Source organism: Streptomyces sp. NPDC006365, from assembly GCF_042870755.1.
GTDB lineage: Bacteria > Actinomycetota > Actinomycetes > Streptomycetales > Streptomycetaceae > Streptomyces > Streptomyces xiangluensis.
Map to the genome: position 1 here is coordinate 317,145 of NZ_JBIAHS010000003.1, position 26,240 is coordinate 343,384.

At 68.7% G+C, this 26,240-nt stretch carries 28 protein-coding genes and 1 pseudogene; 16 read left to right on the forward strand and 13 right to left on the reverse strand.

What is annotated here, in order from left to right; genetic code table 11:
* Positions 1–138: 138 nt before the first annotated feature.
* Genes crcB (ACFYO0_RS10635) through ACFYO0_RS10650 form a run of 4 tightly spaced genes read right to left on the reverse strand, consistent with a single transcriptional unit; the run spans position 139 to position 1,841 of the window.
* The gene (gene crcB / locus ACFYO0_RS10635) at positions 139–513 is read right to left on the reverse strand and encodes a fluoride efflux transporter CrcB (protein ID WP_388673345.1); all 375 of its coding nucleotides are present in this window, start codon (positions 511–513) and stop codon (positions 139–141) included.
* Complete coding sequence (locus ACFYO0_RS10640) at positions 510–926, reverse strand: DUF190 domain-containing protein (protein ID WP_388673347.1); 417 nt, start codon at positions 924–926, stop codon at positions 510–512. The genes crcB (ACFYO0_RS10635) and ACFYO0_RS10640 overlap by 4 nt, the downstream gene beginning before the upstream one ends.
* Positions 923–1,396 carry a fluoride efflux transporter CrcB gene (gene crcB / locus ACFYO0_RS10645; protein WP_388673349.1) on the reverse strand — a complete coding sequence of 158 codons (474 nt, stop codon included), beginning with the start codon at positions 1,394–1,396 and terminating at the stop codon, positions 923–925. The genes ACFYO0_RS10640 and crcB (ACFYO0_RS10645) overlap by 4 nt, the downstream gene beginning before the upstream one ends.
* Positions 1,397–1,448: 52 nt before the next feature.
* Positions 1,449–1,841, reverse strand: coding sequence for a nuclear transport factor 2 family protein (locus ACFYO0_RS10650; RefSeq protein WP_388673351.1), 393 nt, complete (start codon positions 1,839–1,841; stop codon positions 1,449–1,451).
* A gap of 55 nt (positions 1,842–1,896) precedes the next feature.
* Between ACFYO0_RS10650 and ACFYO0_RS10655 the strand changes: the two genes are divergently transcribed.
* On the forward strand, positions 1,897–2,466 hold the full coding sequence (locus ACFYO0_RS10655) for a PadR family transcriptional regulator (protein WP_388673353.1): 570 nt from the start codon (positions 1,897–1,899) through the stop codon (positions 2,464–2,466).
* Between the two features lie 139 nt (positions 2,467–2,605).
* Positions 2,606–2,929 (forward strand): annotated as a pseudogene (locus tag ACFYO0_RS10660) (AMP-dependent synthetase); the annotation flags it as partial.
* A 64-nt stretch (positions 2,930–2,993) separates the two neighbouring features.
* Here ACFYO0_RS10660 and ACFYO0_RS10665 read toward each other — a convergent pair.
* Positions 2,994–4,556 (reverse strand): arabinogalactan endo-beta-1,4-galactanase, encoded by a 1,563-nt coding sequence (locus ACFYO0_RS10665; RefSeq protein ID WP_388673355.1) that lies wholly within the window; start codon positions 4,554–4,556, stop codon positions 2,994–2,996.
* A gap of 88 nt (positions 4,557–4,644) precedes the next feature.
* On the reverse strand, positions 4,645–6,666 hold the full coding sequence (locus ACFYO0_RS10670; protein ID WP_388673357.1) for a beta-galactosidase: 2,022 nt from the start codon (positions 6,664–6,666) through the stop codon (positions 4,645–4,647).
* Between the two features lie 183 nt (positions 6,667–6,849).
* Here ACFYO0_RS10670 and ACFYO0_RS10675 point away from each other — a divergent pair, with 183 nt between their 5' ends.
* The 4 genes from ACFYO0_RS10675 to ACFYO0_RS10690 are packed head-to-tail and all read left to right on the forward strand — an operon-like array spanning position 6,850 to position 11,070.
* A complete protein-coding gene (locus tag ACFYO0_RS10675) occupies positions 6,850–8,169 on the forward strand; it encodes an ABC transporter substrate-binding protein (RefSeq protein WP_388673359.1) in 1,320 nt (439 codons plus the stop codon).
* Positions 8,166–9,140, forward strand: coding sequence for a carbohydrate ABC transporter permease (locus ACFYO0_RS10680; protein ID WP_388673361.1), 975 nt, complete (start codon positions 8,166–8,168; stop codon positions 9,138–9,140). The genes ACFYO0_RS10675 and ACFYO0_RS10680 overlap by 4 nt, the downstream gene beginning before the upstream one ends.
* Positions 9,137–10,042, forward strand: a complete 906-nt coding sequence (locus tag ACFYO0_RS10685; protein ID WP_388673363.1) for a carbohydrate ABC transporter permease — start codon at positions 9,137–9,139, stop codon at positions 10,040–10,042. The genes ACFYO0_RS10680 and ACFYO0_RS10685 overlap by 4 nt, the downstream gene beginning before the upstream one ends.
* Positions 10,039–11,070: a LacI family DNA-binding transcriptional regulator gene (locus ACFYO0_RS10690; RefSeq protein WP_388673365.1), complete on the forward strand. Its 1,032-nt coding sequence runs from the start codon at positions 10,039–10,041 to the stop codon at positions 11,068–11,070. The genes ACFYO0_RS10685 and ACFYO0_RS10690 overlap by 4 nt, the downstream gene beginning before the upstream one ends.
* Before the next feature lie 14 nt (positions 11,071–11,084).
* On the opposite strand, the gene ACFYO0_RS10695 is transcribed toward ACFYO0_RS10690, so the two are convergent.
* On the reverse strand, positions 11,085–11,453 hold the full coding sequence (locus ACFYO0_RS10695; RefSeq protein WP_388673367.1) for an SseB family protein: 369 nt from the start codon (positions 11,451–11,453) through the stop codon (positions 11,085–11,087).
* Between the two features lie 367 nt (positions 11,454–11,820).
* Between ACFYO0_RS10695 and ACFYO0_RS10700 the strand changes: the two genes are divergently transcribed.
* Both ACFYO0_RS10700 and ACFYO0_RS10705 read left to right on the forward strand, forming a co-directional pair.
* The gene (locus tag ACFYO0_RS10700) at positions 11,821–12,426 is read left to right on the forward strand and encodes a TMEM165/GDT1 family protein (RefSeq protein WP_388673369.1); all 606 of its coding nucleotides are present in this window, start codon (positions 11,821–11,823) and stop codon (positions 12,424–12,426) included.
* Positions 12,427–12,529: 103 nt separating this feature from the next.
* Positions 12,530–12,925 (forward strand): MarR family winged helix-turn-helix transcriptional regulator, encoded by a 396-nt coding sequence (locus ACFYO0_RS10705; RefSeq protein ID WP_388673371.1) that lies wholly within the window; start codon positions 12,530–12,532, stop codon positions 12,923–12,925.
* Between the two features lie 326 nt (positions 12,926–13,251).
* Here ACFYO0_RS10705 and ACFYO0_RS10710 read toward each other — a convergent pair whose 3' ends face one another.
* On the reverse strand, positions 13,252–13,650 hold the full coding sequence (locus ACFYO0_RS10710; protein ID WP_388673373.1) for an SseB family protein: 399 nt from the start codon (positions 13,648–13,650) through the stop codon (positions 13,252–13,254).
* 290 nt (positions 13,651–13,940) lie between these two features.
* Here ACFYO0_RS10710 and ACFYO0_RS10715 point away from each other — a divergent pair, with 290 nt between their 5' ends.
* From ACFYO0_RS10715 to ACFYO0_RS10730, 4 genes are all read left to right on the forward strand, one after another.
* On the forward strand, positions 13,941–15,380 hold the full coding sequence (locus ACFYO0_RS10715; protein ID WP_388673375.1) for a family 2B encapsulin nanocompartment shell protein: 1,440 nt from the start codon (positions 13,941–13,943) through the stop codon (positions 15,378–15,380).
* A 5-nt stretch (positions 15,381–15,385) separates the two neighbouring features.
* A complete protein-coding gene (locus tag ACFYO0_RS10720; RefSeq protein WP_388673377.1) occupies positions 15,386–16,681 on the forward strand; it encodes a family 2 encapsulin nanocompartment cargo protein terpene cyclase in 1,296 nt (431 codons plus the stop codon).
* A gap of 15 nt (positions 16,682–16,696) precedes the next feature.
* Positions 16,697–17,548 carry a geranyl diphosphate 2-C-methyltransferase gene (locus ACFYO0_RS10725; protein WP_388673379.1) on the forward strand — a complete coding sequence of 284 codons (852 nt, stop codon included), beginning with the start codon at positions 16,697–16,699 and terminating at the stop codon, positions 17,546–17,548.
* Positions 17,549–17,705: 157 nt separating this feature from the next.
* A complete protein-coding gene (locus ACFYO0_RS10730; protein ID WP_388673381.1) occupies positions 17,706–18,971 on the forward strand; it encodes an alpha-L-fucosidase in 1,266 nt (421 codons plus the stop codon).
* Positions 18,972–19,013: 42 nt separating this feature from the next.
* Here the strand turns inward: ACFYO0_RS10730 and ACFYO0_RS10735 are convergent, their stop codons facing one another.
* From ACFYO0_RS10735 to ACFYO0_RS10750, 4 genes are all read right to left on the reverse strand, one after another.
* Positions 19,014–19,295 carry a metal-sensitive transcriptional regulator gene (locus tag ACFYO0_RS10735; RefSeq protein WP_386348655.1) on the reverse strand — a complete coding sequence of 94 codons (282 nt, stop codon included), beginning with the start codon at positions 19,293–19,295 and terminating at the stop codon, positions 19,014–19,016.
* Positions 19,296–19,452: 157 nt separating this feature from the next.
* Positions 19,453–21,672: an NADP-dependent isocitrate dehydrogenase gene (locus ACFYO0_RS10740; RefSeq protein ID WP_388673383.1), complete on the reverse strand. Its 2,220-nt coding sequence runs from the start codon at positions 21,670–21,672 to the stop codon at positions 19,453–19,455.
* Between the two features lie 121 nt (positions 21,673–21,793).
* Positions 21,794–21,967, reverse strand: coding sequence for a hypothetical protein (locus tag ACFYO0_RS10745; RefSeq protein WP_388673385.1), 174 nt, complete (start codon positions 21,965–21,967; stop codon positions 21,794–21,796).
* Positions 21,964–22,278 carry a hypothetical protein gene (locus ACFYO0_RS10750; protein WP_388673387.1) on the reverse strand — a complete coding sequence of 105 codons (315 nt, stop codon included), beginning with the start codon at positions 22,276–22,278 and terminating at the stop codon, positions 21,964–21,966. The genes ACFYO0_RS10745 and ACFYO0_RS10750 overlap by 4 nt, the downstream gene beginning before the upstream one ends.
* Here ACFYO0_RS10750 and ACFYO0_RS10755 point away from each other — a divergent pair.
* Both ACFYO0_RS10755 and ACFYO0_RS10760 read left to right on the forward strand, forming a co-directional pair.
* On the forward strand, positions 22,270–22,689 hold the full coding sequence (locus tag ACFYO0_RS10755) for an alpha/beta hydrolase-fold protein (protein WP_388674224.1): 420 nt from the start codon (positions 22,270–22,272) through the stop codon (positions 22,687–22,689). The two genes, ACFYO0_RS10750 and ACFYO0_RS10755, sit on opposite strands and share 9 nt — an antisense overlap.
* Positions 22,690–22,810: 121 nt before the next feature.
* On the forward strand, positions 22,811–22,954 hold the full coding sequence (locus tag ACFYO0_RS10760; protein ID WP_388673389.1) for a hypothetical protein: 144 nt from the start codon (positions 22,811–22,813) through the stop codon (positions 22,952–22,954).
* A gap of 229 nt (positions 22,955–23,183) precedes the next feature.
* Here ACFYO0_RS10760 and ACFYO0_RS10765 read toward each other — a convergent pair whose 3' ends face one another.
* On the reverse strand, positions 23,184–24,119 hold the full coding sequence (locus ACFYO0_RS10765; RefSeq protein ID WP_388673391.1) for a LysR family transcriptional regulator: 936 nt from the start codon (positions 24,117–24,119) through the stop codon (positions 23,184–23,186).
* Positions 24,120–24,247: 128 nt separating this feature from the next.
* On the opposite strand from ACFYO0_RS10765, the gene ACFYO0_RS10770 reads away from it, so the two are divergent.
* Both ACFYO0_RS10770 and ACFYO0_RS10775 read left to right on the forward strand, forming a co-directional pair.
* Positions 24,248–25,261, forward strand: a complete 1,014-nt coding sequence (locus ACFYO0_RS10770) for a fumarylacetoacetate hydrolase family protein (RefSeq protein WP_388673393.1) — start codon at positions 24,248–24,250, stop codon at positions 25,259–25,261.
* The gene (locus ACFYO0_RS10775; RefSeq protein WP_388674226.1) at positions 25,258–26,238 is read left to right on the forward strand and encodes a cyclase family protein; all 981 of its coding nucleotides are present in this window, start codon (positions 25,258–25,260) and stop codon (positions 26,236–26,238) included. The genes ACFYO0_RS10770 and ACFYO0_RS10775 overlap by 4 nt, the downstream gene beginning before the upstream one ends.
* Positions 26,239–26,240: the final 2 nt, after the last annotated feature.

Sequence of the window (26,240 nt, forward strand, 5' to 3'; positions counted from 1 at the left end):
AGGCCATCAACTTCGTGTCGAGCGGCCTCCGTTGTGTAACGGACGCTTACCCGATCACACCCCAACCCAACAGCCCGATCAGCAACAGGCCGATTCAAGCCGCCCCGGTAAGCGCGGGTCCAGGATCAGTGAAGCCGCCTACCCCCACAGAACCTGAGCGACCGAAACCCCCACAAATGCCGCGCCTAGCCCCGCGACCACGCTCGCGATCACATTGACCGCAGCGTAGAAACGGGCCCCGTCCTCGGCCAGCCGCAGGGTCTCGTACGAGAACGTCGAGTACGTGGTGAGCGCCCCGCACAGGCCGGTACCGAGCAGCAGCTGGACGTGTGAGGAGGCCGCGCCGGCCGCAGCCGCGCCTGTGAGTGTGCCGAGGACCAGACAGCCGACGACGTTCACGGTGAAGGTTCCCCAGGGGACGACCGTGTCGTGACGGGACTGCACCGCGCGGTCGGTGAGGTAGCGCAGGGGTGCGCCGACCATGCCACCGGCGATCACCAACAGCCAGTTCACGACGGCTTCTTGCCTTTCCCCTCAGTGGCAGCGGGGTCCTCGTCGCGACCTGCGATGGGGGTGCCCCCGGTCGAGCGAAGCCGAGACTGGGGGAGGATGACCTGGCAGTCGTCGAGGATCACAAGCCCCTCCCCCACCAGCTCGTCGAGCTCCGGCAGAAAGCCGCGTACGCGCTCCTCGGTGTCCACGATGACGATGGCCACCGGCAGGTCCTCGCTCAGCGACAGCAGCCGCGAGGTGTGGATCAGCGAGGACGCGCCGAATCCCTCGATGCCCCGGAAGACGCTCGCGCCCGCGAGTCCCGCCGCGCGCGCCCGGTGCACGATCTGCGAGTACAGCGGTTTGTGGTGCCAGGTGTCGTTCTCGCCGATGAAGATCGTCAACCGTAGGGCGTCGCCGGTCAGCCTTGTCATCGCCGCCTCCATGCCAGTACCCGGCGGGCCGCCGTCACCGCGAGCCACACCGCCACGAGCGCCGCGACCAGGGTGGCGGCGAGGTAGGCGAGGCCGGTCCGGGGGCGGCCCTCGTCGACCAGTTTCTGGATGTCGACGGCATACGTCGAGAAGGTGGTGAAACCGCCGAGGACGCCGGTGCCGAGGAAGGGGCGGACCAGCCGGTGCGCCGCCCACACGTCGCTGATCACGACCATGAAGACGCCGATCACGGCACACCCGATGACGTTGACCCAGAACGTGGCCCAGGGGAAGGCGGCGGTCTGCGTGGGCCAGATCAGCGAGGCCCCGTGGCGGGCACTCGCGCCCAGCGCGCCGCCGGCCGCGACCACCGCCACGATCGGCCCCTGTCCGTGCCACGACGACGGCCGCCCGGCGGGCACACGGAGATCCCCGGGGCCGTCCACCTTTTCGGATCGGGGCGCTGTCATGAACGTAGATCTCCTGGTCGTGGCAGGAGATCAGGCTAACGCTCCGGGGTTCTCACGCGCCCGCCGCCTCTCGTTCGATGCTCTCGAACTGGACCGCCATCGCCTGCTGGAGCGCCTGGGCACCGGACAGCGGGCGGACCATGACCGTGAGGTCGTCGATCCGGCCGTCCTCGTCGAAGTGCAGCAGGTCGCAGCCCTGGATCTGCCGGTCGCCCACGCGTGCCTCGAAGACCAGGGCGAGGTCGCGGCCGTCCGGGTTCGCGATCTCGCGGACGTAGCGGAGGTCCTCGAAGACGCGCTGAACGCCGCCCAGGATCGCCGCGGTGATCGCCTTTCCGGCGTACGGCTTGAACACCACGGGGCTCGTGAACACGACGTCCTCGGCGAGCAGAGCGACGACGGCTTCGTGGTCGCCGTCCTCGACGGCCTTACGGAAGGGGTTCATGGCCCACCTCATAGTCAATTTGTTGATTAGGTGTGTCGGACAGTACGCTCCTCGCATGGCACTGCGCAACGCTCTGCTGGCCACGCTTCTGGACGGCGAAGCCTCCGGCTACGACCTGGCGAAGACCTTCGACGCGTCGGTCGCCAACTTCTGGATGGCCACACCCCAGCAGCTGTACCGCGAGCTGGACCGCATGGCGTCCGAGGGGCTGATCGAGGCCAGGGTCGTACGCCAGGAACGCCGGCCGGACAAGCGACTCTTCGCACTGACGGAGGCGGGCCGGCGTGCACTGTACGACTTCACGGCCGCCCCGCCCCGGCCCACCGCGATCCGTGACGAGCTACTGGTCAAGCTGCAGGCGGTGGACGAGGGTGACGGCCCTGCCGTACGCACTGCCGTCGAGGAGCGCATCGAATGGGCCCGGGCGAAACTGGCCCGGTACGAACGACTCCGGCTGCGGTTGCTCGACGGCCGCACCGAGGAGGAGCATCTGACCAGGTCCGAGCGTGTGGGCCCGTATCTCACGCTGTTGGGCGGCATCGAGTTCGAGGAGGCCACCGTCCACTGGGGCGAGCAGGTGCTGGCGATCCTTCAGCGGCGGGCGACGGCGCGCGAGTCGCGGTGACAGCCGGGGCACGTACGGAGGAACCACCGACCCGGAGGTGCTGTTGTGTACTACCCGCCGAGCGTCCGTGACTTCCTCGACCGCGCGGCGCATGTGTATCGGGACCGCGTCGCCGTCGTCGACGAACCGGAACAGCCACGGCGAGAACGTCTCGTCGATCGAGGTGGAGGACGTGATCACCTCGCATCCGGCCGTGCGCGAGGTGGCGGTCATCGGGATTCCGGACGCCACGTGGGGCGAGCTGGTCACCGCGCTCGTCGTGACGGACGGATCGGGCGTCACCGCCGAGGAGTTGATCGCCCACTGCCGTACGCGGCTCGCCGGTTTCAAGACGCCCAAGCGGGTCGACTTCGTCGAGACACTGCCGCGTACGGCGACCGGGAAACTGCAGAAGTTCAAGCTGCGCGAGCCGTTCTGGACGTCCGGCGCCGACGATGGCGGTATCGGCAGCGGCGGTACGTGACGAAAGAGCCCGCCCACGCTTCGCGCGTGGGCGGGCTCTCGGTCAGCCGGTGTCCGTCAGTGAGTCACCGGCGGTTGAACAGTGACATCGCCGGAAGCGGCCGGTCGTCGTAGCCGAACAGGGCCTGGTTCTCCCAGGCGTTGCCCGACGCGGGGTCGGTCGGGTCCCAGCCGTTGCCGTTGACCGCGGTCCAGGTGGACTCCCAGTAGAAGACACCGAGGCCGCGGTTGTTCGGGACGGCCTCCACGATGTTCATGATGTCCCGGAACCAGGCCGTCTGCCCGGCCGTCGTGGCCGGGTATCCGGCCACCAGCTCACCGGTCGTGTTGATGATGTCCTCGTGCGCGTCCTTGCTGCCCAGCCGGAAGGGGTAGGCCGTCTCGGCGACGTAGACCGGTTTGCCGTAGCGGGTCGCCGCGTCGTCCAGGGTGGTCTGGAAGTCGGTGAGCGAACCGTGCCAGTAGCCGTAGTACGACAGGCCGATGACGTCGAACTTCACACCGTTCGAGCGTGCGCTGTCGAACCACCAGCGGGTGCCCGCCAGGTCGCCGCCCTCGGCGAGGTGCAGTGCGACGGTCGTGGACGAGTTGACCGCCTTGACCGCGTCGTAGCCGGAGTTGAGCAGTCCGGCGAGCTGGCCCCAGTTGTCGGTGGAGCCCTCGTTCCAGAGCATGCCGCCGTTGATCTCGTTGCCGACCTGCACCATGTCGGCCGTGGTGCCCTGCGCCTTCAGGGCGTGCAGGACGTCGTACGTGTGGTTGTAGACGTCCGTCTTCAACTGGCTGTACGAGTGTCCGGCCCAGGCGGCGGGCTTGGACTGGGCGCCCGGATCGGCCCAGGTGTCCGAGTAGTGGAAGTCGAGCAGGAGCTTCATGCCCTGCGCCTTGACACGCTTGGCCATCGCGAGGACACGGGCCTTGTTGTTGTAGCCGTCTGCCGGGTTGACCCACACCTTGAGGCGGGCGTAGTTCTGCCCGTTGGACTTGAGGATGGCGAGGGCGTCCCCCGTGCTGCCGGAGCTGGTCCGGTAGACGCCGCCCTTGGCCTCGCTCTTGGCGAGCGACGAAACGTCAGAGCCCTTGACGGCCAGGCCGTTTGTCGTGCCCGCGGTGAAGGTCAGGTCGTCGACATTGATCCAGTTGCCCGCGTTCGCATCGGAGTTGACGCTGATCGTGCACTGACTGTTCGTCACCCTGATGGGGACGACGACGCGGATCCACCCGCTGCTGGAGACCGGCAGATCGGTGCGCTGCTCGGCGCTTCCGCAGTTCTTCTGCGCCATGTAGGCGGACTTATGCCCGCCGCCCGAGCGCACCCAGGCCCTGAGGGTGTAGTTCCCGTTGGTCAGCCCGGAGAGGTACTGGTACGTCTCCACCTTGTACGCGGAGGACGCGTAGTGCGTCAGGCGGTAACTGCCGCTGCGGCCACCGGACTCCACGAAGGAGGCGCCGGTGGAGCCGTATTCCGACCAGCCGCCGGGCGTGGCGACACCGGCGCCGTCGGCCTCGAAGCCGGTGTTCTGGAGCGTGCTCGCCGCCTGCGCCGAAGGTGCGGGCAGGGCGGCGAGGGCGAGAGTGGCCGCGAGCGGCGGCAGCAGGACCCTGAGTGTGCGTCTGGGATGGAACATCGTCGTCCGTCGTCCCTTCGACGTGTTGGGTTGGGGGGTGCCCCTTCGCCCGCGGCTCGGATGCTCGCACGGGCGGCGGGGAGTCGGCTCAGCCGTCCAGTCGTACGACCCGGACGGCTCCCGCGGGAACCGCGAGGCGGCCCGCGGCGCGTTCGCCCGTCAGCAGCTCGGTGCCGTGCGCCTCCAGCGGCACCTTGGCGTCCGACGAGGTGTGGTTGATCGCGAAGAGGTAGGTGCCGGACTCGCCACTGCGGCGCACCACTTCGACATCGTGCGGCAGGTCGGCGCGCGGCGCGATGCGGGCGTCCTCGGCGGCCCAGCCCAGGAGGGCGTCGAGGCCGTCGTGCGCCAGGCGGGTGGAGACGTACCAGGCGGTGCCCTCGCCGAGCCGGTGCCGGGTGATGGCCGGGTGGCCCGCGGCGAGCCCGTCGTCATACGTCCAGACGGTGTCGGCGCCGCGCGGCACGACGAACTCTGTCCATACGTCGGCGGCGAGTTCGGAGCCCTCGGGTCCGGTGATGCGGACCTGGTCACCGGGGAGCAGCGGCGAGAACTCCTCGACGGTCAGGCCGAGTACGTCCCGCAGCGGGCCCGGATAGGCGCCGTCGTGCACGGCGTCGTGCTCGTCGACGATGCCGGAGAAGTACGAGACGACGAGGGTCCCGCCGTTCTCGACGTACGCCTTCAGGTTCCGCCCCGCTGTCTCCGTCATCAGATACAGGGCGGGCACGACGACAAGTGGATAGGCCGACAAGTCGGCTTCGGGGTGGGCGAAGTCGACGGTGAGGTGGCGGTCGTAAAGGGCTTCGTAGAAGGCGTCGGCGCGTTCGCGCGGGTCGTGATCCTCGCTGGGGCGCCACTGGAGGGTCTGCGCCCACCAGGACTGCCAGTCCCAGACGACTGCGACGTCGGCCACGGTGCGGCTGCCCTGGATCGGCGCCAACGCGCCAACGGATGCACCGAGTTCGACCACTTCGCGCCACACCCGCGAGTCCGTGCCCGCGTGCGGCAGCATCGCCGAGTGGAACTTCTCCGCGCCGCGCCGGGACTGCCGCCACTGGAAGAACAGGGCGCCGTCGGAGCCGCGGGCCACGTGTGCGAAGGAGTTGCGGGCCATCTCGCCGGGAGCCTTGGCGGGGTTGCGGGGCTGCCAGTTGATGCCCGATGTGGAGTGTTCGAGGAGCAGCCAGGGGGCGCCCCCTGCGACGGAGCGGGTGAGGTCGGCGGCCATCGCGAGGTTCACGTGGGTACGGCGGCCGTCGGTGATCAGGTAGTGGTCGTTGCTGACGAGGTCGACCTCGCGGCCCCAGGCCCAGTAGTCGACGGAGTCGCACTGGCTGAGGGCGGTCATGAAGTTCGTGGTGACCGGGATGCCGGGCGAGAGGCGGTGCAGGATGTCACGCTCGGTCACGAAGTTCTCGCGCATGGTGGCGTCGGCGAAGCGCTTGTAGTCGAGCGCCTGGGCCGGGTTGCCGACCGTGGGGGTCACCCGGGGCGGGTTGATCTGATCGAGGTCCGCGTACCGCTGACCCCAGAAGGCGGTTCCCCAGGCCTCGTTGACCGCGCCGACGGTGTCGTACGTCGCGGCCAGCCAGCGGCGGAAGTGCGCGGCGCAGAACTCGCAGTAGCAGGCCGAGACGGGGACGCCGTACTCGTTGTGGACGTGCCACAGCGCGAGCGCGGGATGGTCCGCGTACCGCTTGGCGAGCCGGGTGGTGATGGCGGCGGCGGCCTCGCGGTAGTGCGGGTTGCTGTGGCAGATGGCGCCGCGCGAGCCGAACTCGTAGCGCGTCCCGTCGGCGGTCATCGGCAGCGCCTCGGGATGCGCCCGGTAGAACCAGGCCGGCGGCGCGACCGTCGGCGTACCGAGGTCGGCGCGTATCCCGTTCTCGTGCAAAAGATCAAGAAGTCGGTCGAGCCAGCCGAATTCGTACACCCAGGGCGAGGGCTCCAGCAGGGCCCAGGAGAAGATCCCGACGCTCACCACCGTGACGCCCGCCTCCCGCATCAGCCGGACATCCTCGTGCCAGATGCTTTCCGGCCACTGCTCGGGGTTGTAGTCCCCACCGAAGGCGAGCCTGGTGAGGCCCTTGGGGGTGGTCTCCGGCATGGATCTCTCCCGATTTATCGATCATTTGGGAACGTGCACACACAATGTTGTCGGCGTGAGCCCAACATAACCGCACAGCAACAACCATTGACAAGTGTCCTGGATGTTTCTCTACTGTGAACGCTCACAGAAGCATGGCAGGCCTCCGCAGCAGGCGGAGACCACGGTCAGGGAGATACATCCATGCCACACACGAAGCCGCGTCGCCTCGTGACCATCTCGGTCGCCGTCACGCTCGGTGCCACCGCTCTTGCCGCCTGCGGCTCTTCGGACGACGACAGCGAGGCCGACTCGGGGCCGGTCTCGCTGACGTACTGGTCCTGGACGCCGGGCATGGACAAGGTCGCCGACCTGTGGAACAAGGGCCCGGGCAAGGACGAGCAGATCACCGTCACGGTGAAGAAGCAGGCGTCCGGCGACACCCTCGTCACCAAGATCCTCACGGCGCACAAGGCCAAGAAGGCCCCGGACCTGGTGCAGGCCGAGTACCAGGCCCTGCCGACGCTGGTCAGCAATGACGCGCTTGCCGACATAGCCGGTGAGGTGGACGGCGTGAAGGACAAGTTCGCCGAGGGTGTCTGGCAGCAGACGACGCTGGGCTCGGACGCGGTGTACGCGATCCCGCAGGACTCCGGGCCGATGATGTTCTACTACCGCGAGGACCTCTTCAAGCAGTACGAACTCGAAGTCCCGGGGACCTGGGAGGAGTTCGCGGAAACCGCCCGTGCGCTGAAGAAGAAGTCCGCGGACACGGACCTCACCACGTTCTCCGCCAACGACTCCGGACAGTTCGCGGGTCTGGCGCAGCAGGCGGGCGCCAAGTGGTGGACCACCGAGGGCGAGCAGTGGAAGGTCGGCATCGACGACTCGGCGACCCAGAAGGTCGCCGACTTCTGGGGCGGTCTCGTCAAGGAGGGCGCGATCGACAACCAGCCGATGTACACACCGGCCTGGAACAAGGCGCTCAACACCGGCAAGCAGATCGCTTGGGTGAGCGCGGTCTGGGCGCCCGGCACCCTGACGACCGCCGCGCCCGACACCAAGGGCAAGTGGGCCATGGCCCCGCTGCCGCAGTGGTCGGCCGGCGAGAACGTGACGGGCAGCTGGGGCGGCTCCTCCACGGCCGTCACCACGGACTCCAAGAACAAGTCGGCCGCCGCGAAGTTCGCCGCCTGGCTGAACACGGACCCCGCGGCGCTGACCGCGCTCGCGAAGGAGGGCGGCATCTACCCGGCCGCCACGACCGCGCAGACCAGCGACGCGTTCGCCGAGCCGCCGGCCTTCTTCTCCAACCAGCCGGACTTCTACACCCAGGCCTCCGAGATCGCGAAGACCACCGCACCCTCCGCATGGGGCCCGAACGTGAACGTCGCGTACACCACCTTCAAGGACGCGTTCGGCAAGGCCGCCAAGGACAAGTCGGACTTCGGTGCCGCCCTGAAGACGATGCAGGACGACACGGTCGCCGACATGAAGAAGCAGGGCTTCGAGGTCGCGGAGTGACGACGGCACGCCGGAAGTCGTACGGGGTCAAGGGGGCCCCGTACGCCCTCCCGTCTCCCACCACCACCCTCAAACGAGCGCGGAGCGCTCCCTATCTTTTCCTCCTCCCCGCAGCGATCCTGTTCGCCCTCTTCTTCGCGCTGCCCATCGGCTACGCGGTCTGGCTCAGCCTCCACAAGGTCCAGGTCAAGGGGCTGGGCCTGGGCTCGGGCGCCCGCAGCGAGGTCTGGGCGGGCCTGGAGAACTACACCGACGCCCTCACCGACTCCGAGCTGCTGGACGGCGCGCTGCGCGTGCTCGGCTATGGCGCCATCGTGATCCCGGTCATGCTCGGCCTGGCCCTGCTCTTCGCGTTGATGCTCGACTCCGACCAGGTCCGGCTCGCGCCGTTCACCCGGCTCGCGATCTTCCTGCCGTACGCCATTCCCGGCGTCGTCGCGGCGATGCTGTGGGGCTTCCTGTACCTGCCGGACGTCAGCCCCTTCTACTTCGTCCTCGACCAGCTGGGGATGCCGCAGCCTGACCTGCTGGACGGCGGAGGGCTGTACGCCGCGCTGTCGAACATCGCGGTCTGGGGCGGCACCGGCTTCAACATGATCGTCATCTACACCTCGTTGCAGGCCATCCCGGCCGAGGTGTACGAGGCGGCGAAGCTGGACGGTGCGACCCCGCTGCAGATCGCGCTGCGCATCAAGATCCCGATGGTGGCGCCCTCGCTGGTGCTGACCTTCTTCTTCTCGATCATCGCGACGCTCCAGGTGTTCAGCGAACCGACGATCCTCAAGCCGCTCACCAACTCCGTTTCCACGACCTGGAGTCCGCTGATGAAGGTGCACCAGGACGCCTTCGGCAAGGGCGACATCTACTCGGCGGCCGCCGCGGCGGTGATCATCGCACTCGTCACGCTCGTCCTGTCCTTCGGTTTCCTCCGCGCCGCGAACTCCCGTACCAAGCAGGAGGAAGCACGATGAGTTCCCTTGCCGTCCGCAAGGCCGCCCCTACCGCAGGCACGGCGCCCGGCACCGCGCAGGGGCCGCCGCTCCGCCGCCGGATCGCCTTCGCCCCGACGCTCACCCTGCTGCTCGGCGCGATCTACTGTCTGCTGCCCGTGGCCTGGGTGTTGATCGCGGCGACCAAGTCGGGCCGTGAGCTGTTCTCGACGTTCACGTTCCTGCCGGGCACCGGCTTCGCGGAGAACCTGTCCGACCTCAACGCCTATCGTGACGGCGTCTACTGGAAGTGGATGGGCAACTCCGCCCTCTACGCGGGCCTGGGCGCCCTCCTGTCGACAGCGGTCTCGGCACTCAGCGGCTACGCCCTCGCGATCTACCGCTTTCGTGGCCGCGAGACCGTGTTCAACATCGTCCTGGCCGGTGTGCTGATGCCGCCGGTGATCCTGGCGATCCCGCAGTATCTGCTGCTGGCCAAGGCCGACCTCACGGATTCGTACGCGTCGGTGCTGCTGCCGCTGATCCTCTCGCCGTACGGCGTCTACCTCGCTCGCATCTACGCGACGGCGGCCGTGCCGAGTGATGTGGTCGAGGCCGGGCGGATGGACGGGGCGAGCGAGTGGCGGATCTTCACACGGGTCGCACTGCCGATGATGGTGCCGGGTCTGGTGACCGTCTTCCTGTTCCAGTTCGTGGCGGTGTGGAACAACTTCCTGCTGCCGTACATCATGCTCAGCGACGACGAGAAGTTCCCGATCACCCTCGGGCTGTTCACGCTCCTCGAACAAGGCGCCAACACCCCGGCGTTGTACACGCTCGTGATCACGGGAGCTCTGCTCGCGGTGATCCCGCTGATCGCGCTGTTCCTGGTCATCCAGCGGTTCTGGAGCCTCGACCTGCTGTCCGGAGCCGTAAAGTCATGACCATGCACTCGATGGGGGGCCGGCGCAAGCCGCCGACGATCCATGACGTGGCGCGCGAGGCCGGTGTCTCGCGCGGCACCGTCTCACGCGTACTCAACGGCGGCCACTATGTGAGCCCGGCGGCGCAGGAGGCGGTCAACGCGGCCATCCGCAGGACGGGCTACGTCGTGAACCGGCATGCCCGCTCGCTGATCACCGGACGCTCGGACTCGATCGGTTTCCTGCTCACCGAACCGCAGGAGAGGTTCTTCGAGGACCCCAACTTCAACGTCCTGCTGCGGGGTTGCACTCAGGCGCTGGCCGCCCACGACATTCCGCTGCTCCTGATGCTGGCCGGCACCGAGGACGAACGGCGGCGCATCACGCGGTACATCACCGCGGGCCACGTCGACGGAGTGCTGCTGGTCTCCAGCCACTCCGGCGACCCGGTCGCCGAGCAGCTGCGGGAGGCCGGGGTGCCGCTGGTCGCCTGCGGCAAGCCCATCGGCATGGGTTCCAAGGTGAGTTACGTGGCCGCGGACGACCGGGACGGCGCCCGGGACATGGTGCGCCATCTGCTGGCGCTCGGCCGCCATCGCATCGGCGTGGTGACCGGTCCGCTGGACACACCAGGCGGTGTCGAACGGCTCGCGGGCTACCGGGAGGTGCTCGCCGAGGCGGGCATGGAGATCGACGAGCGGCTCATCGTCTCCGGCGACTACAGCCGCTCCAGCGGTGAGGCGGGCGCCGAGCGCCTCCTCACCCAAGTGCCCGACATGGACGCCGTGTTCGTCGCCTCCGACCTGATGGCACAGGGCGTACTGGCGGTGCTCCGGCGGGCCGGACGCCGCGTTCCGGAAGATGTCGCGGTCGGCGGCTTCGACGACTCCCCCGCCGCCACGGCCGCGAGCCCGGAGCTGACCACGATCCGTCAGCCCTGGGATCGCATCAGCGCCGAGATGGTGCGCGTACTGCTCGCCCAGATCGGCGGCGAGGACCCGGCGGCGGTGATCCTGCCGACGGAGCTGGTGAAGCGCCGGTCGACCTGAGGCACAGGGAGCTTTCAGGGTTCGCCGAGCAGTAACCGTACGCCGTCAGCCGACAGCGTGAGGCTGTCCGGCGAACCGGGATCGATGATGAGCGAGCGGCCCCCCTCGGGCCAGTGGGCCGGGAGCAGGCCGAGGGGTACGAGGTGGTAGGTCTGTACGTCCGGCAGTGCCTGGGCCATCCGCTCCTCCGAGGTGAAGACCTCCACAGCACGGCCCGTCAAGGCAAGTTCCGGGGCGTCCGCGTCGTCGAGAGGGTCGATCGGCACCAGCACTCTGCTCCCGGCCAACAGGGCCCGCGCCGCGCTGTCTTGTCCGTCGTATGCCAGGACACCCAGGGCGCGCAGGATGCAGGTGGACGTGTCTTCGTCGGGAGGGCTGGTCATGGGGGTGGCGTTTCGTTCGTGTCCCGCGGGCGAGGTGTTCCGTCCGCGTGGGACCGTCCTTGTGGGACAACTCCCGCCTACCCTCCGTCCGCACGCTCATGCGAAGCTCGCGCGAACGACCGGTAGACTGGGTGATCGCGAAGGGGAGTAGCCCTGCGAACCGGTCGTCGACACACTGGAGCCCGAGAGTTCCCGGTGGCCGGGCCCGCGTGAACAGGCGGGTGGGCGAGACCTTCGGCCAGGCATTGATGTGCTCGCACGCCGTGCGGTGCACCCGTCATGCCGGGCCGATCGGTTCTCCCGTCGCCCCAGCCGAGGGCGCTTCGCGAAGATCCGGAAGGCCCGGCCCGTACAGAAAGCCACCCGGATGTCTCTCGCCCCTCTGGCGTCTTTCGACCCCCTGGCGATCATCACCGCCTTCGGGCTGATCTTCCTCGCCGAACTGCCCGACAAGACGATGTTCGCGTCGCTGGCCATGGGCACCCGTATGCGGCCCTTGTACGTGTGGTTCGGCACGTCGACCGCGTTCGTCGTGCATGTCGGGATCGCCGTGGGCGCCGGCAGCCTCATCGGCCTGCTGCCCGACTGGACCGTCAAGGCCGTCTCGGCCGCGCTCTTCGCCTTCGGCGCCTTCATGCTGCTGCGCGGCGAAGGCGCCGACGAAGAGGCGGACTCGGGCGGCAGCCGGACGGTGACCGGGTTCTGGCCGGTCTGCACGACCGCCTTCACGGCCGTCTTCATCAGCGAGTGGGGCGATCTGACGCAGATCACGACCGCCAATCTCGCGGCCACGAACGGAATCGCGTCCGTGGCCGTCGGCTCCGCGGCGGCCCTCATGTCGGTCTCCGCCCTCGCGTTACTGGCTGGCCGCTTCATCGCCAAGCGCGTACCTCTGAAGACCGTCCAGCGCATCGGCGGGCTGTGCATGCTCGGCCTCGCCGTGTGGTCGGCGGTCGAGATCTTCACCGGCTGATCCGAGGCCCTTCTGGAGCCAAGTCCCCTGACCCGCTTACATGCGCATGCACCCGCACTAGTTGCACAGTCAACAAAGTCCCATTTTCTGTTACCGTGCATATATGGCAGCGGAGAAGGCCGATTCCCGGCTCGAGGAGCAGTGGCGGGAGATCCTGACGGTGCATGCGCGCACGATCTGCGAGATCGACCGCGAATTGCATCCGCATGGCTTGGGCGCCAGCGATTTCGAGGTCCTCGACCTCCTCGTGGAGGCCGCGGCCACGCATCCGGGCGAGAAGTGCCGCGTGCAGGACATCGCCGACCGCGTCCACCTGAGCCAGAGCGCCCTGTCGCGCCTCATCGGCCGCCTGGAGAAGGAGGGCCTTGTGACGCGCTCCGTCTGCCAGGAGGACCGCCGCGGGGTGTGGGTCGCGCTCACCCAGAAGGGCCGCGACCTGTACACGGAGGTGCGGCCCCTTCAGCGGGCGGCGCTCGCGCGCATGCTGAAGGGTGACTGAACCTCCGGGGCTCCGCCCCAGTCCCCGCAAGGGGATGGGATGACACGTCGTGTCGCGGCTGGGGGTGCATTGCGGCTGGTCGCTGCCCCACTCTCGGCTTCGCTCGAGCGGGGGACTCCCGTCGCGGCGGAGCCGCGCATTGATACAGCCCCGCACCCCTGGGTTCGTGGCGGGTGCGGGGCCGTAGGCAGGTGCTGGTGCGTTGCGGCCTTGCGGCTTCGGGAGCGCCTCTTTAAGGGCGCGGGGGCTGTGACACATGCGGCTCCGCCGCGGGGCGCGACAAGCCACAACGAACCCGCAGCGTTCACATCGCACCCAGCGGAGCGCTAGCGCACCAGGAGGGTGCGCACACCCTCCGAGTCAAGCGTCAGACCGTGCGGAGAACTGGCGTCGATCGTCAGCGACAGGTCCCCGGAGGGCCACTGGGAGGCCAGTGCGCCCAACGGCACCAGCCGGTACCGGGAGACGTACGGCAGCAGTTCGGCCATCCGCAGCTCCGAGGTGAACACCGGCACGAGCGGTTCCTCGCCGTCCTGCTCCAGGACGGGCAGCGCCACGACCGTGGGATCGGCCGCCGCCTCGTCGTCGGTGTCATCGGGCACCGGAACCAGCACGTCCGTGCCGGCCAGCGTGTCCAGGGCCGCGTCGTCCTCGGTGTTCTCGGCCAGCACACTCAGCGCCCGCTCCGCCTCCGACGTGACGCTGTCGTTCGAGGGTATTTCCATGGCACATCCCGACGTAGTGGCGTTCTCGGCCACCCGGGACACCATTCGCCCCGGGCGCTTGGCTCGCGTACCCACCCGGGGCTCCGGCATTCCTGCCCCACGCATCACGGATGTCGAACCGAGGCTGATCCGGGGCGCGAGAGGAGCGAACGATCTCGCGACGTGCTGCCGCACGCCCTCTCCACCGGCGACTAACAGAGATCGATATGCCCTAGATCTATACACGGAGCGTGATGGATCAGATGCGTCACGCAGTCAGCAGTGCTGTAGAAGAACGGGAAGAGGAGACGATGTCGGTCCAGACGAGTACGGACCCGGCCGCGAGCGCCGATGAGCAGGAGCAGGAGCAGGAGCAGGAGCAGCAGAGCCTCGGCACCGCTGCCGCGCGGACCCTTGCCACGACCACCAAGTCCGAACCCCAGATGCAGGGCATCAGCTCACGCTGGCTGACCCGCATGCTGCCGTGGGTGAACGTGCCTGGTGCCACCTACCGGGTCAACCGGCGCCTCTCGTACACGGTGGGCGACGGCCGCGTGACCTTCGTGAAGACCGGCGCGAAGGTCAGGGTCGTCCCGGCCGAGCTGGGTGAACTGCCGCTGCTGCAGGGTTTCTCGGACGGCGACGCGCTGGGCGCTCTCGCGGAGAAGTTCGTGCAGAAGGAGTTGGAGCCGGGCCAGGTGATCGTGCAGGCGGGCCGCAAGGCCGACCACGTCTATCTGATCGCGCACGGCAAGGTCGAGAAGATCGGCGAGGGCAAGTACGGCGACGAGGCGGTCATCGGCCTCATGGCCGACGGAGACACCTTCGGCGGACAGGTGCTGGCCGGCGCCGACGGCAAGTGGGAGTTCACGGCCCGCGCGGCGACGGCCACCACGGTGCTCGCGCTGCCGCACTCGGCGTACAAGGCGGTGGCGGAACGGCACGACAAGCTGCGTCAGCATGTGGACGCGCTCAGTTCCGACGGACACAAACCGCGCAACAAGTCCGGTGAGGCCGACATCGCGATGAGCTCGGGTCATGCGGGCGAGGCCGTCCTGCCGGGCGCCTTCGCGGACTACGAACTCTCGCCGCGCGAGTACGAGTTGAGCGTGGCCCAGACCGTACTGCGCGTGCACAGCAGGGTCGCCGACCTGTACAACGAGCCGATGAACCAGACGCAGCAGCAGTTGCGCCTGACCATCGAGGCCCTGCGTGAGCGCCAGGAGCACGAGCTGGTCAACAACCAGGACTTCGGGATGCTCCACAACGCCGACTACGACCAGCGGATCTCCACATTCTCCGGGCCGCCGGCTCCGGACGATCTCGACGAACTGCTCAGCATGCGGCGCGGCACCCGCTGCATGTTCGCCCACCCGCGCGCAATCGCCGCCTTCGGCCGGGAGTGCAACAAGCGCGGCATCTACTTCGGCGGGGTGGAGCTGAACGGCCATCACCTGCCCGCGTGGCGGGGTGTTCCGCTGCTGCCCTGCGGCAAGATCCCGGTCAGCAGGACCCAGACCTCGTCGATCATCGCCATGCGTACGGGAGAGAGCGACCAGGGTGTCATCGGCCTCTACCAGACGGGGATTCCGGACGAGGTCGAGCCGGGTCTGAACGTGCGGTTCATGGGGATCGACGAGAAAGCGATCATCTCCTATCTCGTCAGCACCTACTACTCGGCCGCGGTGCTCGTGCCGGACGCGCTGGGCATCCTGGAGAACGTCGAGGTCGCCCGTACGAACGGGGGCTGACGGCAGTGTCGTTGATCTCGCGGGCCCTGGCGCCCGCGGCCGCCCATGACGTGGCGGGCATGGTGGTCGGACTGCTGCAGGATCCGAGACGCCCCGGCAAACGAGACGTACTGGCACGGGTCAAGCCCGTGGCCGGAGGTACCTCGCCCGGGGCACTACGGCTCCCCAGCGGGCCGACCGGGCTCGGCACTTCGGGAGTACGGATCCCCGTGCCAAGCGCACAGCCGACGGCGCCCCCCGTCGACCGGAGGGCCCTCGCCCCGGACACGTTCCCCCGTCTCCCCTCGGGCCCGACCGGCCTGGGCACTTCGGGGATCCGTCCGCGGCCCGAACGCCCGCAGCCCGCCGCCGCGAAGGGCCCGGTGATCTACTGCCCGCCCGCAGTCCGGGACGATCCCGTGCTCGGCGCGGAGGTCAACGAGCGGCTGGTGGAGTGGGCCGAGGAGTGCGGGATCTACCCCGGCCAGCTCGACCGGGTCAGGTCGGCCGACTTCGGCCGGCTGATCATGCTCGCGCACCCCGAGTCGGACGACCCGGACCGACTGCTCGCGGCGGCGAAGTGCGCGCTTTCGGAGTGGGGGGTCGACGACCACTACGTCGACGGCGAGGCGGAGGAGGCCCGGCACGAACTGCTCGGCCAGCGTCTGGCGATCGCCCACTCGGTGATCGACCAGGCCCATCTCCCGCTGCGCTACGCACCCGAGCTGGAGGGGGTCGTACGGAAGGATCCCGTCACGGTCGCCCTCCGCTCCGCCCTGGACAACCTGACCCGGTACGCCACGGCTGCCCAGGTGCGGCGGCTGAGGCACGAGTTGGCGATCATGTTCGTCGCGTACAACCAGGAGGCCGTCTGGCACACGGCCGAACAGACCCCGCCGGTCTGGGAGTTCCTGATGCACCGGCACGAGAACAGCTTCGTGCCGTGCATGGTACTGATCGACGCGATCGGCGGCTACGAGCTGCCGACGGCCGAGTTCGCCGACCCGCGCGTGCGCCGCGCGTTCACCATGGCCGGGTCGGCGAGCGTGATCGTCAACGACCTCTACTCGATGGGCAAAGAAGACCCCACGGACCTCAGTCTGCCCAGGGTGATCGCCGCCGAGGAGAAGTGCTCGTTGCGGGAGGCCGTCGAGCGCACCGTCCTCATCCACGACGAGCTGATGCACACGTACGAGGCCGAGGCCGCCGCCCTCGCGGCCACCGGATCACCGCAGTTGAGCCGCTTCCTGGCCGGCGTCTGGGCCTGGCTCGGCGGCAGCCGCGAATGGCACGCGGGCAGCGCCCGCTATCACCAGAACTGATCAAGGAGTAAGCCCATGACCACGTCCGTCAGCAACGTCCTGCGCACCGCCTACCAGAAGTCGGTGGCCGACTACTGGAACACCGAGAGGGACCCGGTCAACATCCGTCTCGGCGAGGTCGACGGCCTCTACCACCACCACTACGGTCTCGGCGACTACGACCCGTCGGTCCTGGAGGGTCCGGCGGAAACCCGCGACCAGCGGATCATCGAGGAGCTGCACCGGCTGGAGACCGCCCAGGCCGAGGTGCTGCTCGACCACCTCGGCCCGATCGGACGCGACAGCCGGCTCCTGGACGCCGGTTCGGGGCGCGGGGGCACCAGCTTCATGGCCAACCAGCGCTTCGGTTGCGCCGTGGACGGCGTCTCGATTTCCGAGGAGCAGGTGGCCTTCGCCAATCAGCAGTCAGAGGAGCGAGGCGTGACCGACCGGGTCCGCTTCCACTTCCGGAACATGCTGGACACGGGCTTCCCCACCGGTTCACGGCGCGGCATCTGGACCAACGAGACCACGATGTACGTCGATCTCTTCGAGCTGTACGGGGAGTTCGCCCGGCTGCTCGAGTACGGCGGCCGCTACGTGTGCATCACCGGCTGTTCGAACGATGTCACCGGTCTGCGGTCCAAGGCCGTCAGCCGCATCGACGAGCACTACACATGCAACATCCACCCCAGGAGTGAGTACTTCAAGGCCATGGCCGCCAGCGGCCTCGTGCCGATCAACGTGGTGGACCTGACCGCGCAGACCATCCCGTACTGGGAGCTGCGCGCCAGGTCCTCGGTCGCCACAGGCATCGAGGAGCCGTTCCTGACCGCGTACAAGGAGGGCAGCTTCCACTACCTGCTGATCGCGGCCGACCGCATCTGAACACGGCAATGGGCATCGGTCCCGGTCACCTTCCGGGCCTGGGACCGACGCCCGTCGATTCCGAGTCGTGCCGCTTGGCCCGCGCATGGTGAAAACGGACCAGTAGTGGTGACCGCCGCCCACGCGCCGCCCACGACGCCGCGCATAGCGTGGGCGTATGCCGATGCAACCCTGGTTCCCCGACGCCAAGCTGGGCGTCTTCATCCACTACGGCATCTATGCCGTGGGCGGCGCTGCCGAGTCCTGGTCCTTCTACACGGGCGAGATGACGCACGAGCAGTACATGAAACAGCTCGACGGCTTCACCGCGTCGCGCTACGACCCGGACGCCTGGGCCGAGCTGTTCGCCCGCGTCGGCGCGAAGTACGCGGTGCTCACCACCCGGCACCACGACGGCGTGGCTCTGTGGGACACCGACCACCGCAATTTCGACGTCGTCCGCGACACACCGGCCGGGCGCGACCTCGTCACCGGGTTCGTCGACGCGCTGCGCGCGCGGGACCTGAAGGTCGGCCTCTACTACTCGCACTCCGACTGGAACCACCCGGACTACCCGAGCGAGCGGCACCCCGGACCGCACCTCGTGGAGCCCAACGCCTACTCGCACGCCGAGCCCGGCAAGGAGGACCCGGAGGCCTGGACGCGCTACCTCACCTACCGCGACGGCCAGGTCCGCGAGCTCGTCGACCGCTTCCGCCCGGACATCCTCTGGTTCGACGGCGAGTGGGAGCGCACGGAGGAGCAGTGGCGGATGCGCGAACTGGCCGATCTCATCCTCGCGGGCAATCCGGACACCATCCTCAACGGCCGCATGCTCGGCTACGGCGACTACGCCACTCCGGAACAGGGTGCCCCGCTCCGGGCCCCGGAGGGTCCATGGGAGCTGTGCCTCACGATCAACGACTCGTGGAGCCACCGGCCGCAGGACCGCGACTTCAAGTCGGTGCGCCAGCTGGTGCGTTACTTCGCGGAGACAATCGGCATGGGCGGCAATCTGCTGCTCGGCGCAGGGCCCCGGGAGGACGGCACGATTCCCGAGGAGCAGGTCCAACGTCTGGAGGGCCTCGGCGCGTGGATCGCCCGCCATGCCGACGCCGTGTACGGGACGGTCGCCGGGCTGCCCGCCGGGCACCACTACGGGCCCAGCACGCTGTCCGCCGACCGGCGCACGCTGTACCTGGTGTGCTTCGACACGCCGCGCGAGTCCGTCTCCGTACGCGGGCTGCGCAACCGCGTGCTTCGGGCCACGGTCCTGGGTACGGGCACCGAACTGGGCCACCATGTCACCGGCGGCCTGGACGCGGTACCGGGCGTGACCTGGATCGACGCCCCCGCTGCGGCCGACCTGGACGACCAGGCCACGGTGCTGGCCCTCGAGCTGGAAGGGGAGCTGGATCTGTACCGGGGAGCGGGGCGGGACTGAGGCGCCGCCGCGGTAACACTCGTATGCCCTGAGTACTCCGGGTCAGGCGAGTGAGAGGAAGAGTTTCTCCAGTCGGGCCCGCATCTGGTCACGGTCCACTTCCGGCTCGCCGTTCTCGGGGGCCATGCAGTGCTCCAGACCGGTCGCGATGATCGCGAACCCGGCGCGGTCCAACGCCCTTGAAGCCGCGGCCAGTTGGGTGACCACCTCATCGCAGGAGCGGCCCTGCTCGATCATGTTGATCACACCCGCTATCTGCCCCTGTGCTCGCTTGAGCCGGTTGATCACGGACTTCAGCTCATCGGCCGCCAACTGCAGTTCCATACGGAGCGCTCCCTCGTCGTATACCCCACCCGGTACTCTACGCCGTCGCTCCCCCGGCCCGTCGGGCGCAGACGGGACCGCCCCGGTCGGCGGACTGCCGACCGGGGCGGAACGGGTTCCTTCTGGCGTGTTCGTCTCTCGCGAGCCGAACCGAACGTCAGGCCAGCGAAGCGAGCGCCTGGTTGAAGGTCGCCGACGGGCGCATCACGTCCGACGCCTTGGCGGGGTCGGGCCGGAAGTAGCCGCCGATGTCGGCCGGCGAGCCCTGCACAGCGAGCAGCTCGTCGACGATGGCCTGCTCCTGCGTGGTCAGCGTCTCCGCCACCGAGGCAAAGGCCTTGGCGAGCGCCGCGTCGTCGGTCTGCCTGGCCAGCTCCTGGGCCCAGTAGAGGGCCAGGTAGAAGTGGCTGCCGCGGTTGTCGATGCCGCCGACGCGACGGCTCGGCGACTTGTCGTTCTCCAGGAACGTCGCCGTAGCGCGGTCGAGGGTGTCGGCGAGCACCTGGGCGCGCGCGTTGCCGGTCGTCTGGGCGAGGTGCTCGAAGCTGACCGCGAGGGCGAGGAACTCACCCAGGCTGTCCCAGCGCAGGTAGTTCTCCTTGACCAGCTGCTGGACGTGCTTCGGCGCGGAACCGCCGGCGCCCGTCTCGAAGAGGCCGCCGCCGTTCATCAGCGGGACGACGGAGAGCATCTTGGCGCTGGTGCCCAGCTCCAGGATCGGGAACAGGTCGGTCAGGTAGTCACGCAGTACGTTGCCGGTGACCGAGATGGTGTTCTCGCCACGACGGATGCGCTCCACGGAGAGCTTGGTCGCCTCGACCGGGTTCAGGATGCGGATGTCCAGGCCCTCGGTGTCGTGCTCGGGCAGGTACTGCTTGACCTTCGTGATCAGCTGCGCGTCGTGCGCGCGGGTCTCGTCCAGCCAGAACACGGCCGGGTCGCCGGTGGCGCGGGCACGGGTGACGGCCAGCTTCACCCAGTCCTTGATCGGTGCGTCCTTGGTCTGGCAGGCGCGGAAGATGTCGCCGGCGGAGACGGTCTGCTCGATGACGACGTTTCCGGCCTGGTCGACAAGACGGACCGTACCCGTGGTGGGGATCTCGAAGGTCTTGTCGTGGCTGCCGTACTCCTCGGCCTTCTGCGCCATCAGGCCGACGTTCGGGACCGAGCCCATGGTCGACGGGTCGAAGGCGCCGTTCGCGCGGCAGTCGTCGACGACGACCTGGTAGACGCCCGAGTAGCTGCTGTCCGGCAGGACGGCGAGCGTGTCGGCCTCCTCGCCGTCCGGGCCCCACATGTGGCCGGAGGTACGGATCATGGCCGGCATGGAGGCATCGACGATGACGTCGGAGGGGACGTGCAGGTTGGTGATGCCGCGGTCGGAGTCGACCATCGCCAGCTCGGGACCCTCGGCGAGCTCGGCGTCGAAGGAGGCCTTGATCTCGGCGCCCTCGGGCAGGGACTCGAGGCCCTTGTAGATGCCGCCGAGGCCGTCGTTCGGGGTGAGTCCGGCCGCGGCGAGCTTCTCGCCGTACTTCGCGAACGTCTTCGGGAAGAAGGCGCGCACCACGTGACCGAAGATGATCGGGTCGGAGACCTTCATCATCGTGGCCTTCAGGTGCACGGAGAACAGCACGCCCTCGGACTTGGCACGGTTGATCTGCGCGGTCAGGAACTCGCGCAGCGCGGCGACCCGCATCACGGAGGCGTCGACGACCTCACCGGCAAGTACGGGTACGGACTCGCGCAGCACGGTGGTGGAGCCGTCGTCGCCCTTCAGCTCGATGCGCAGCGCGCCGGCCTCGGAGATCACCGCGGACTTCTCCGTGGAACGGAAGTCGTCCACGCCCATGGTCGAGACGTTGGTCTTCGACTCGGAGGTCCAGGCGCCCATTCGGTGCGGGTGGGCCTTGGCGTAGTTCTTCACCGAGGCGGGGGCACGACGGTCGGAGTTGCCCTCGCGCAGGACCGGGTTGACGGCGGAGCCCTTGACCTTGTCGTAGCGGGCGCGGATGTCGCGCTCCTCGTCGGTCTTCGGGTCGTCCGGGTACGCCGGCAGCGCGTAGCCCTGCTCCTGCAGCTCGGCGATCGCGGCCTTGAGCTGCGGAATGGACGCCGAGATGTTCGGCAGCTTGATGATGTTCGCCTCGGGCGTCTTGGCGAGATCGCCCAGCTCGGCCAGGGCGTCCGGGATGCGCTGCCCCTCTTCGAGGTACTCCGGGAAGAGAGCGATGATCCGCCCCGCCAGGGAGATGTCCCGCGTCTCCACGGTGACCCCGGCCGTCGAGGCGTAGGCCTGGATCACCGGCAGGAACGAATGCGTCGCCAGGGCCGGGGCCTCGTCAGTGTGCGTATAGATGATGGTCGAGTCAGTCACCGGGTGCTCCGCTCCACGTCTGCAACATTGCTCGACATCAAGATATCTCGTGATCGGGCCTCCCCTGACAGGGGCCCGTACAAGTGAGCCATGGCCGCGCCACACTCCGGGGTCTCAGCCCTCAGGCCTTCGCCATCACGCGCAGTGATTCCTCTTCGGGCGAGCCCGGCTGTGCGCTGTAGACGAGGAGGCTCAGCTCCGTGTCCGGGAAATGAGTGATCTCGTACGAGACGGTCAGCGGGCCGGCCCCGGGATGGTCGATGCCCTTGACGTGGCAGGCGTACTCGGAGATCACGTGGCCAAGGCGTTCCTCACCTTCGTCGGCGGCAGCCACACCAGCTTCTGGAGCGACCAGCGCTTCCCGAGGACCGTCGTCGACTGGGCCCGCTGGACCATGTACGGCGACACCGCCGCACGGGACCGCCTCCCGGCCGACGCGTCCGGGCCCAACACCAGGTGGGAAGCCCAGTTGGGCGACTCGCCCGGCGGCCCGGGGACCGGCCTGCCCGCGATCGTGGTGATGCCGGACGCCGGCTCCACGGAGTGGTATGCCGACTGGTGGAACAACGGCCACCGCGGCCGGCCGATGTGGGAGACCTGCCACATCAACAGGCCTCGTACGCCGCCCGGCACGCCGACCTCTTCGGTGCCGTCGGCTCGTTCTCCGGAGACGTCGACCACCAAAATGTCGAGATGCGTACCACCATCGAGCAGCTCCATCCCTCCCTCTGGGGCCCGTGGGCGAGGCAAGAAGTCCGCTGGCGCGGGGACAACCCCTGGGACCTGGCGGCCAATCTCGCCCACACGGACGTTTCGCTGTACACGGGCAACGGCCAGACTCGACAGGACGGCGAAGCCGTGGACCGCACCGAGCAACGAATCCGGCAGGAGAGAACGTGGCCTTCCACGAGCGCCTGCTGGACCTCGGTATCCGGCACCGGTGGCACGACTACGGGCCCGGCAGCCACACATGGCCCTACTGGCAGGCAGACCTCCGGGCCTGGATACCGCACCTGAAGGCCCGCTTCGCCCGCCACGCGCAACACCGCGCCACCACTCCCCAGTCGTTCACCTTCTCGTCGATCAGGCCGCGGTACAGCGCCTACGGCTGGACCGCACGGATGCGGCGGGACGTCACGTGGGCCCCGGCAACCCGCACCAGCAGTACTCGCCGCAGGCCGACACGGCGAGTACGGGCCCCAGCCCTGACGACGTGCCGTTCCACGCCAGGGGCAACGGCTCCCGCTTCAACCGGGCCGAGGTGACGATCCTCCCGCGTTGAGTCGCCCCGTACGACGGACCACCCGCCGTGCCGAGTGCTGGGCCGTTGCGAGCGCATGACTCGGCCGGCGCCCACAGGTGCTGTCGTCGAACCTGGCCCCGTCGAAGCGCGGCACCAAGGGAGCGACGTCGGTGCAACCCGGTCTGGTACGCGGCTCCCACGTCACCACGACGGGAGGGCAGGGCCGGAGCGCGGCAGCGTCTTCGCCCTCGCAAGGCCCAGCCCCTCCTCAACTCGGCGGACTGGAGACCGTGGGCCGCCCTGCCTCCACGGCCTCGGCGACCCGGGCCGTCGTCTCCCGCAGCCACATGTGCGCCGCGTCGTGCATGTGGACCGGATGCCACCACAAGGCCTGCTGGATCGGCACGGCGTCATAGGGCGGTTCCATGATGCGGACGGATGCGAGTCCGTCCAGCTCGTCGGCGAGACGCCTTTGAAGGAGAGCTACCCGGCGGGTGCCTGCGACCAGGAGTGGCATCAGCTGGAAACTGTCGACGGAGACCGCCACGCGCGGCTCGATGCCGAGCATGGCGATCTGGCGGGCGGCGGGGGCGTCGTAGGCTCGTTGGTACGTCACCCACGGGAGCCGGGCCAGGTCGTCGAGGGTGAGCTGCTCGCCGACCTCCGGGTTGTCGTCCGCGACTAGGAAGACCCAGCTGTCCTGGTAGAGCTCGACCGTGGGGAAGCCGCGAATGATGCCGTGTGGCAGCAGTAGCCCGTCCACGGTGCTGAGCAGCGACCCGGTGCTGTCGATGAATTCGTTCGGTACCTGTTTGAACCTGAGCCGGATGCCTGGTGCCTCGGCTTGGATGGTGCGGGCGAGTTCGGTGCCGAATACGGCAACCGCATAGTCCGAGGCGATCAGCGTGAACTCGTGTTCCTCGCGGGAGGGGTCGAATTCGGCCTGACTGGCGAAGACGCGCTCCAGCAGGTCGCATGCGGTGGTGGTTCGGTCGAGGAGGGCCTGCCCGAGGGCGGTCAGTTCGTACCCTCCGCCCACCCGGGCGAGCAGGTCGTCGTCGAAGTGGCGGCGCAGCCGGGCCAGGGCCGCGCTCATCGCTGGTTGACTGAGCCCGATGCGCCGGCCGGCCCTGGTGACGTTGCGCTCCTGCAGGAGGGCGCGCAGGGCAACGACCAGGTTGAGGTCCAGGCTGGCCAAGTTCACGAAGCATCCCAATTCCGGAGCCGGCACCATCGGTATTCACCGGCTGGATTCTTATATACAGGAAATCGATTTCCCTGATTGCAATCTACGGGCCAGATTAGTGGCACCGCAATCGGGAGGAAATCTCCGTGACATCCGCAGCCACGTCGGCACCCTTCACCCCCTTCTCCGGACCGTTCGCCATCGGCACCCTCTCGGCACCGGGCGAGACCAGGTTCCCGAGCCTCGTGACGCCGGACGGCCGAGCGCTCGACCTGCGTACGGCGCTGGACGAACCCGCATTGACCACGCTCACGCTTCTGGAGCGCTGGGACGAGGAGCTGCCGCGGCTGCACACCCTTGCCGGGGACCCGGCGCGCGACTGGCGGCCGCTGACGGAGATGACGGTGCACGCGCCCGTCGAGCCCCGGCAGATCTTCCAGTCCGGCGCCAACTACCGGCAGCACGTGATCGACCTGGCGGTCGCACACCGCGCCCCGGACGACCCGCGCACCGTCGAGGAGGCCCGCGCCGAGGTCGCGGCGGTCATGGACAAGCGGGCCGCCGAGGACCTCCCGTACGTCTTCATCGGCCTGCCGACCACGATCAGCGGCCCCTACGACGACGTGGTACTGCCCGCCTGTGCCCAGAAGCCCGACTGGGAACTGGAACTGGCCGCGGTGATCTCCCGCCCCGCCTACCGGGTCACCGTGGACGAAGCCCTGGATCACGTCGCGGGCTACACCATCGCCAACGACCTGACCGACCGCGCGACCGTCTTCCGCCGGGACATGCCCCCGATCGGCACCGACTGGCTGCGCAGCAAGAACGCCCCCGGCTTCACCCCGCTCGGCCCGTGGATCGTCCCGGCCGACTCCATCACCGACCCGTCCGATCTACAGGTCACCCTGAAACTCAACGGGGAGACCATGCAGGACGAGTCCACCAAGGACATGATCTTCGACGTCGCACGGTTGATCTCATACATCTCCCAGACCGCCCGACTGCTCCCCGGCGACCTCGTCCTTACCGGCAGCCCGGCCGGCAACGGCATCCACTGGGGCCGGCTGCTGCGCGACGGCGACGTGATGGACGGCTCGGTCACGGGGCTCGGCGCCCAGCGCACCCGCTGTGTCGCGGAGGAGGCCCGATGCGCCAGATGAGCCAGATGAGCGCCGGTCGTATCGACCGTACGGATCCCGAGGGGGCGATCGCCGAGGCCGCCAAGGCGTACTCGAACTGGGGCCGCTGGGGCGAGGACGACGTGCTCGGCACGCTCAACTTCCTCGACGAGGCCAAGCGCCGCGAGGGCGCAGCCCAAATCCGCGACGGCGTCAGTTTCTCCTTGTCACAGGCCTTCGACATGGACGGCCCGCAGAAAGGCTGGCGGCGGCGTACCAACCCGGTGCACACGATGCTCGCCACCGGCACCGACGCCGCTCTGGGCGGTCAGGGCTTTCCGCACGGTTTCGGTGGCGCCGATGACGTGATCGCCATGCCCTTGCAGTGCTCCACCCAATGGGACGGGCTCGGGCACATCTTCGATCACGGCAAGGCGTGGAACGGACGCCCGGCGGAGAAGGTCGTCACCTCCGAAGGCGACCTGGTCACCGGCATCGAGCACATGGCACCGCACGTCGCCGGGCGGGGCGTCCTCCTCGACGTGGGCCTGGTCATCGGCCAGGACGGCGAACTGCCCGACGGCTTCGCCATCACCGAGGAGCACCTGACCGCAACCGCCGCCTCGCACGGCGTGACCGTCGGTCGTGGCGACCTGGTCCTCGTGCGTACCGGGCGGCTGGCCCGCGCCCGTCACGAAGGCTGGGGCGACTACGCGGGCGGACCGGCGCCGGGGCTGAGCTTCAGTACGGCCGGCTGGCTGCACCGGAGCGAGATCGCCGGGATCGCCACCGACACCTGGGGCTTCGAGGTTCGGCCCAACGAGTTCGACCACGCCTTCCAGCCGCTGCACCAGGTCGCCATCCCCCACATCGGTCTGCTCATCGGGGAGATGTGGGACCTCGACGCCCTCGCCACACATTGCGCCGCCGACGGCCGGTACGCGTTCTGGCTCACCGCCGCGCCACTGCCCATCACCGGCTCCGTCGGCTCACCGGTGAATCCCATCGCCGTCAAGTAACG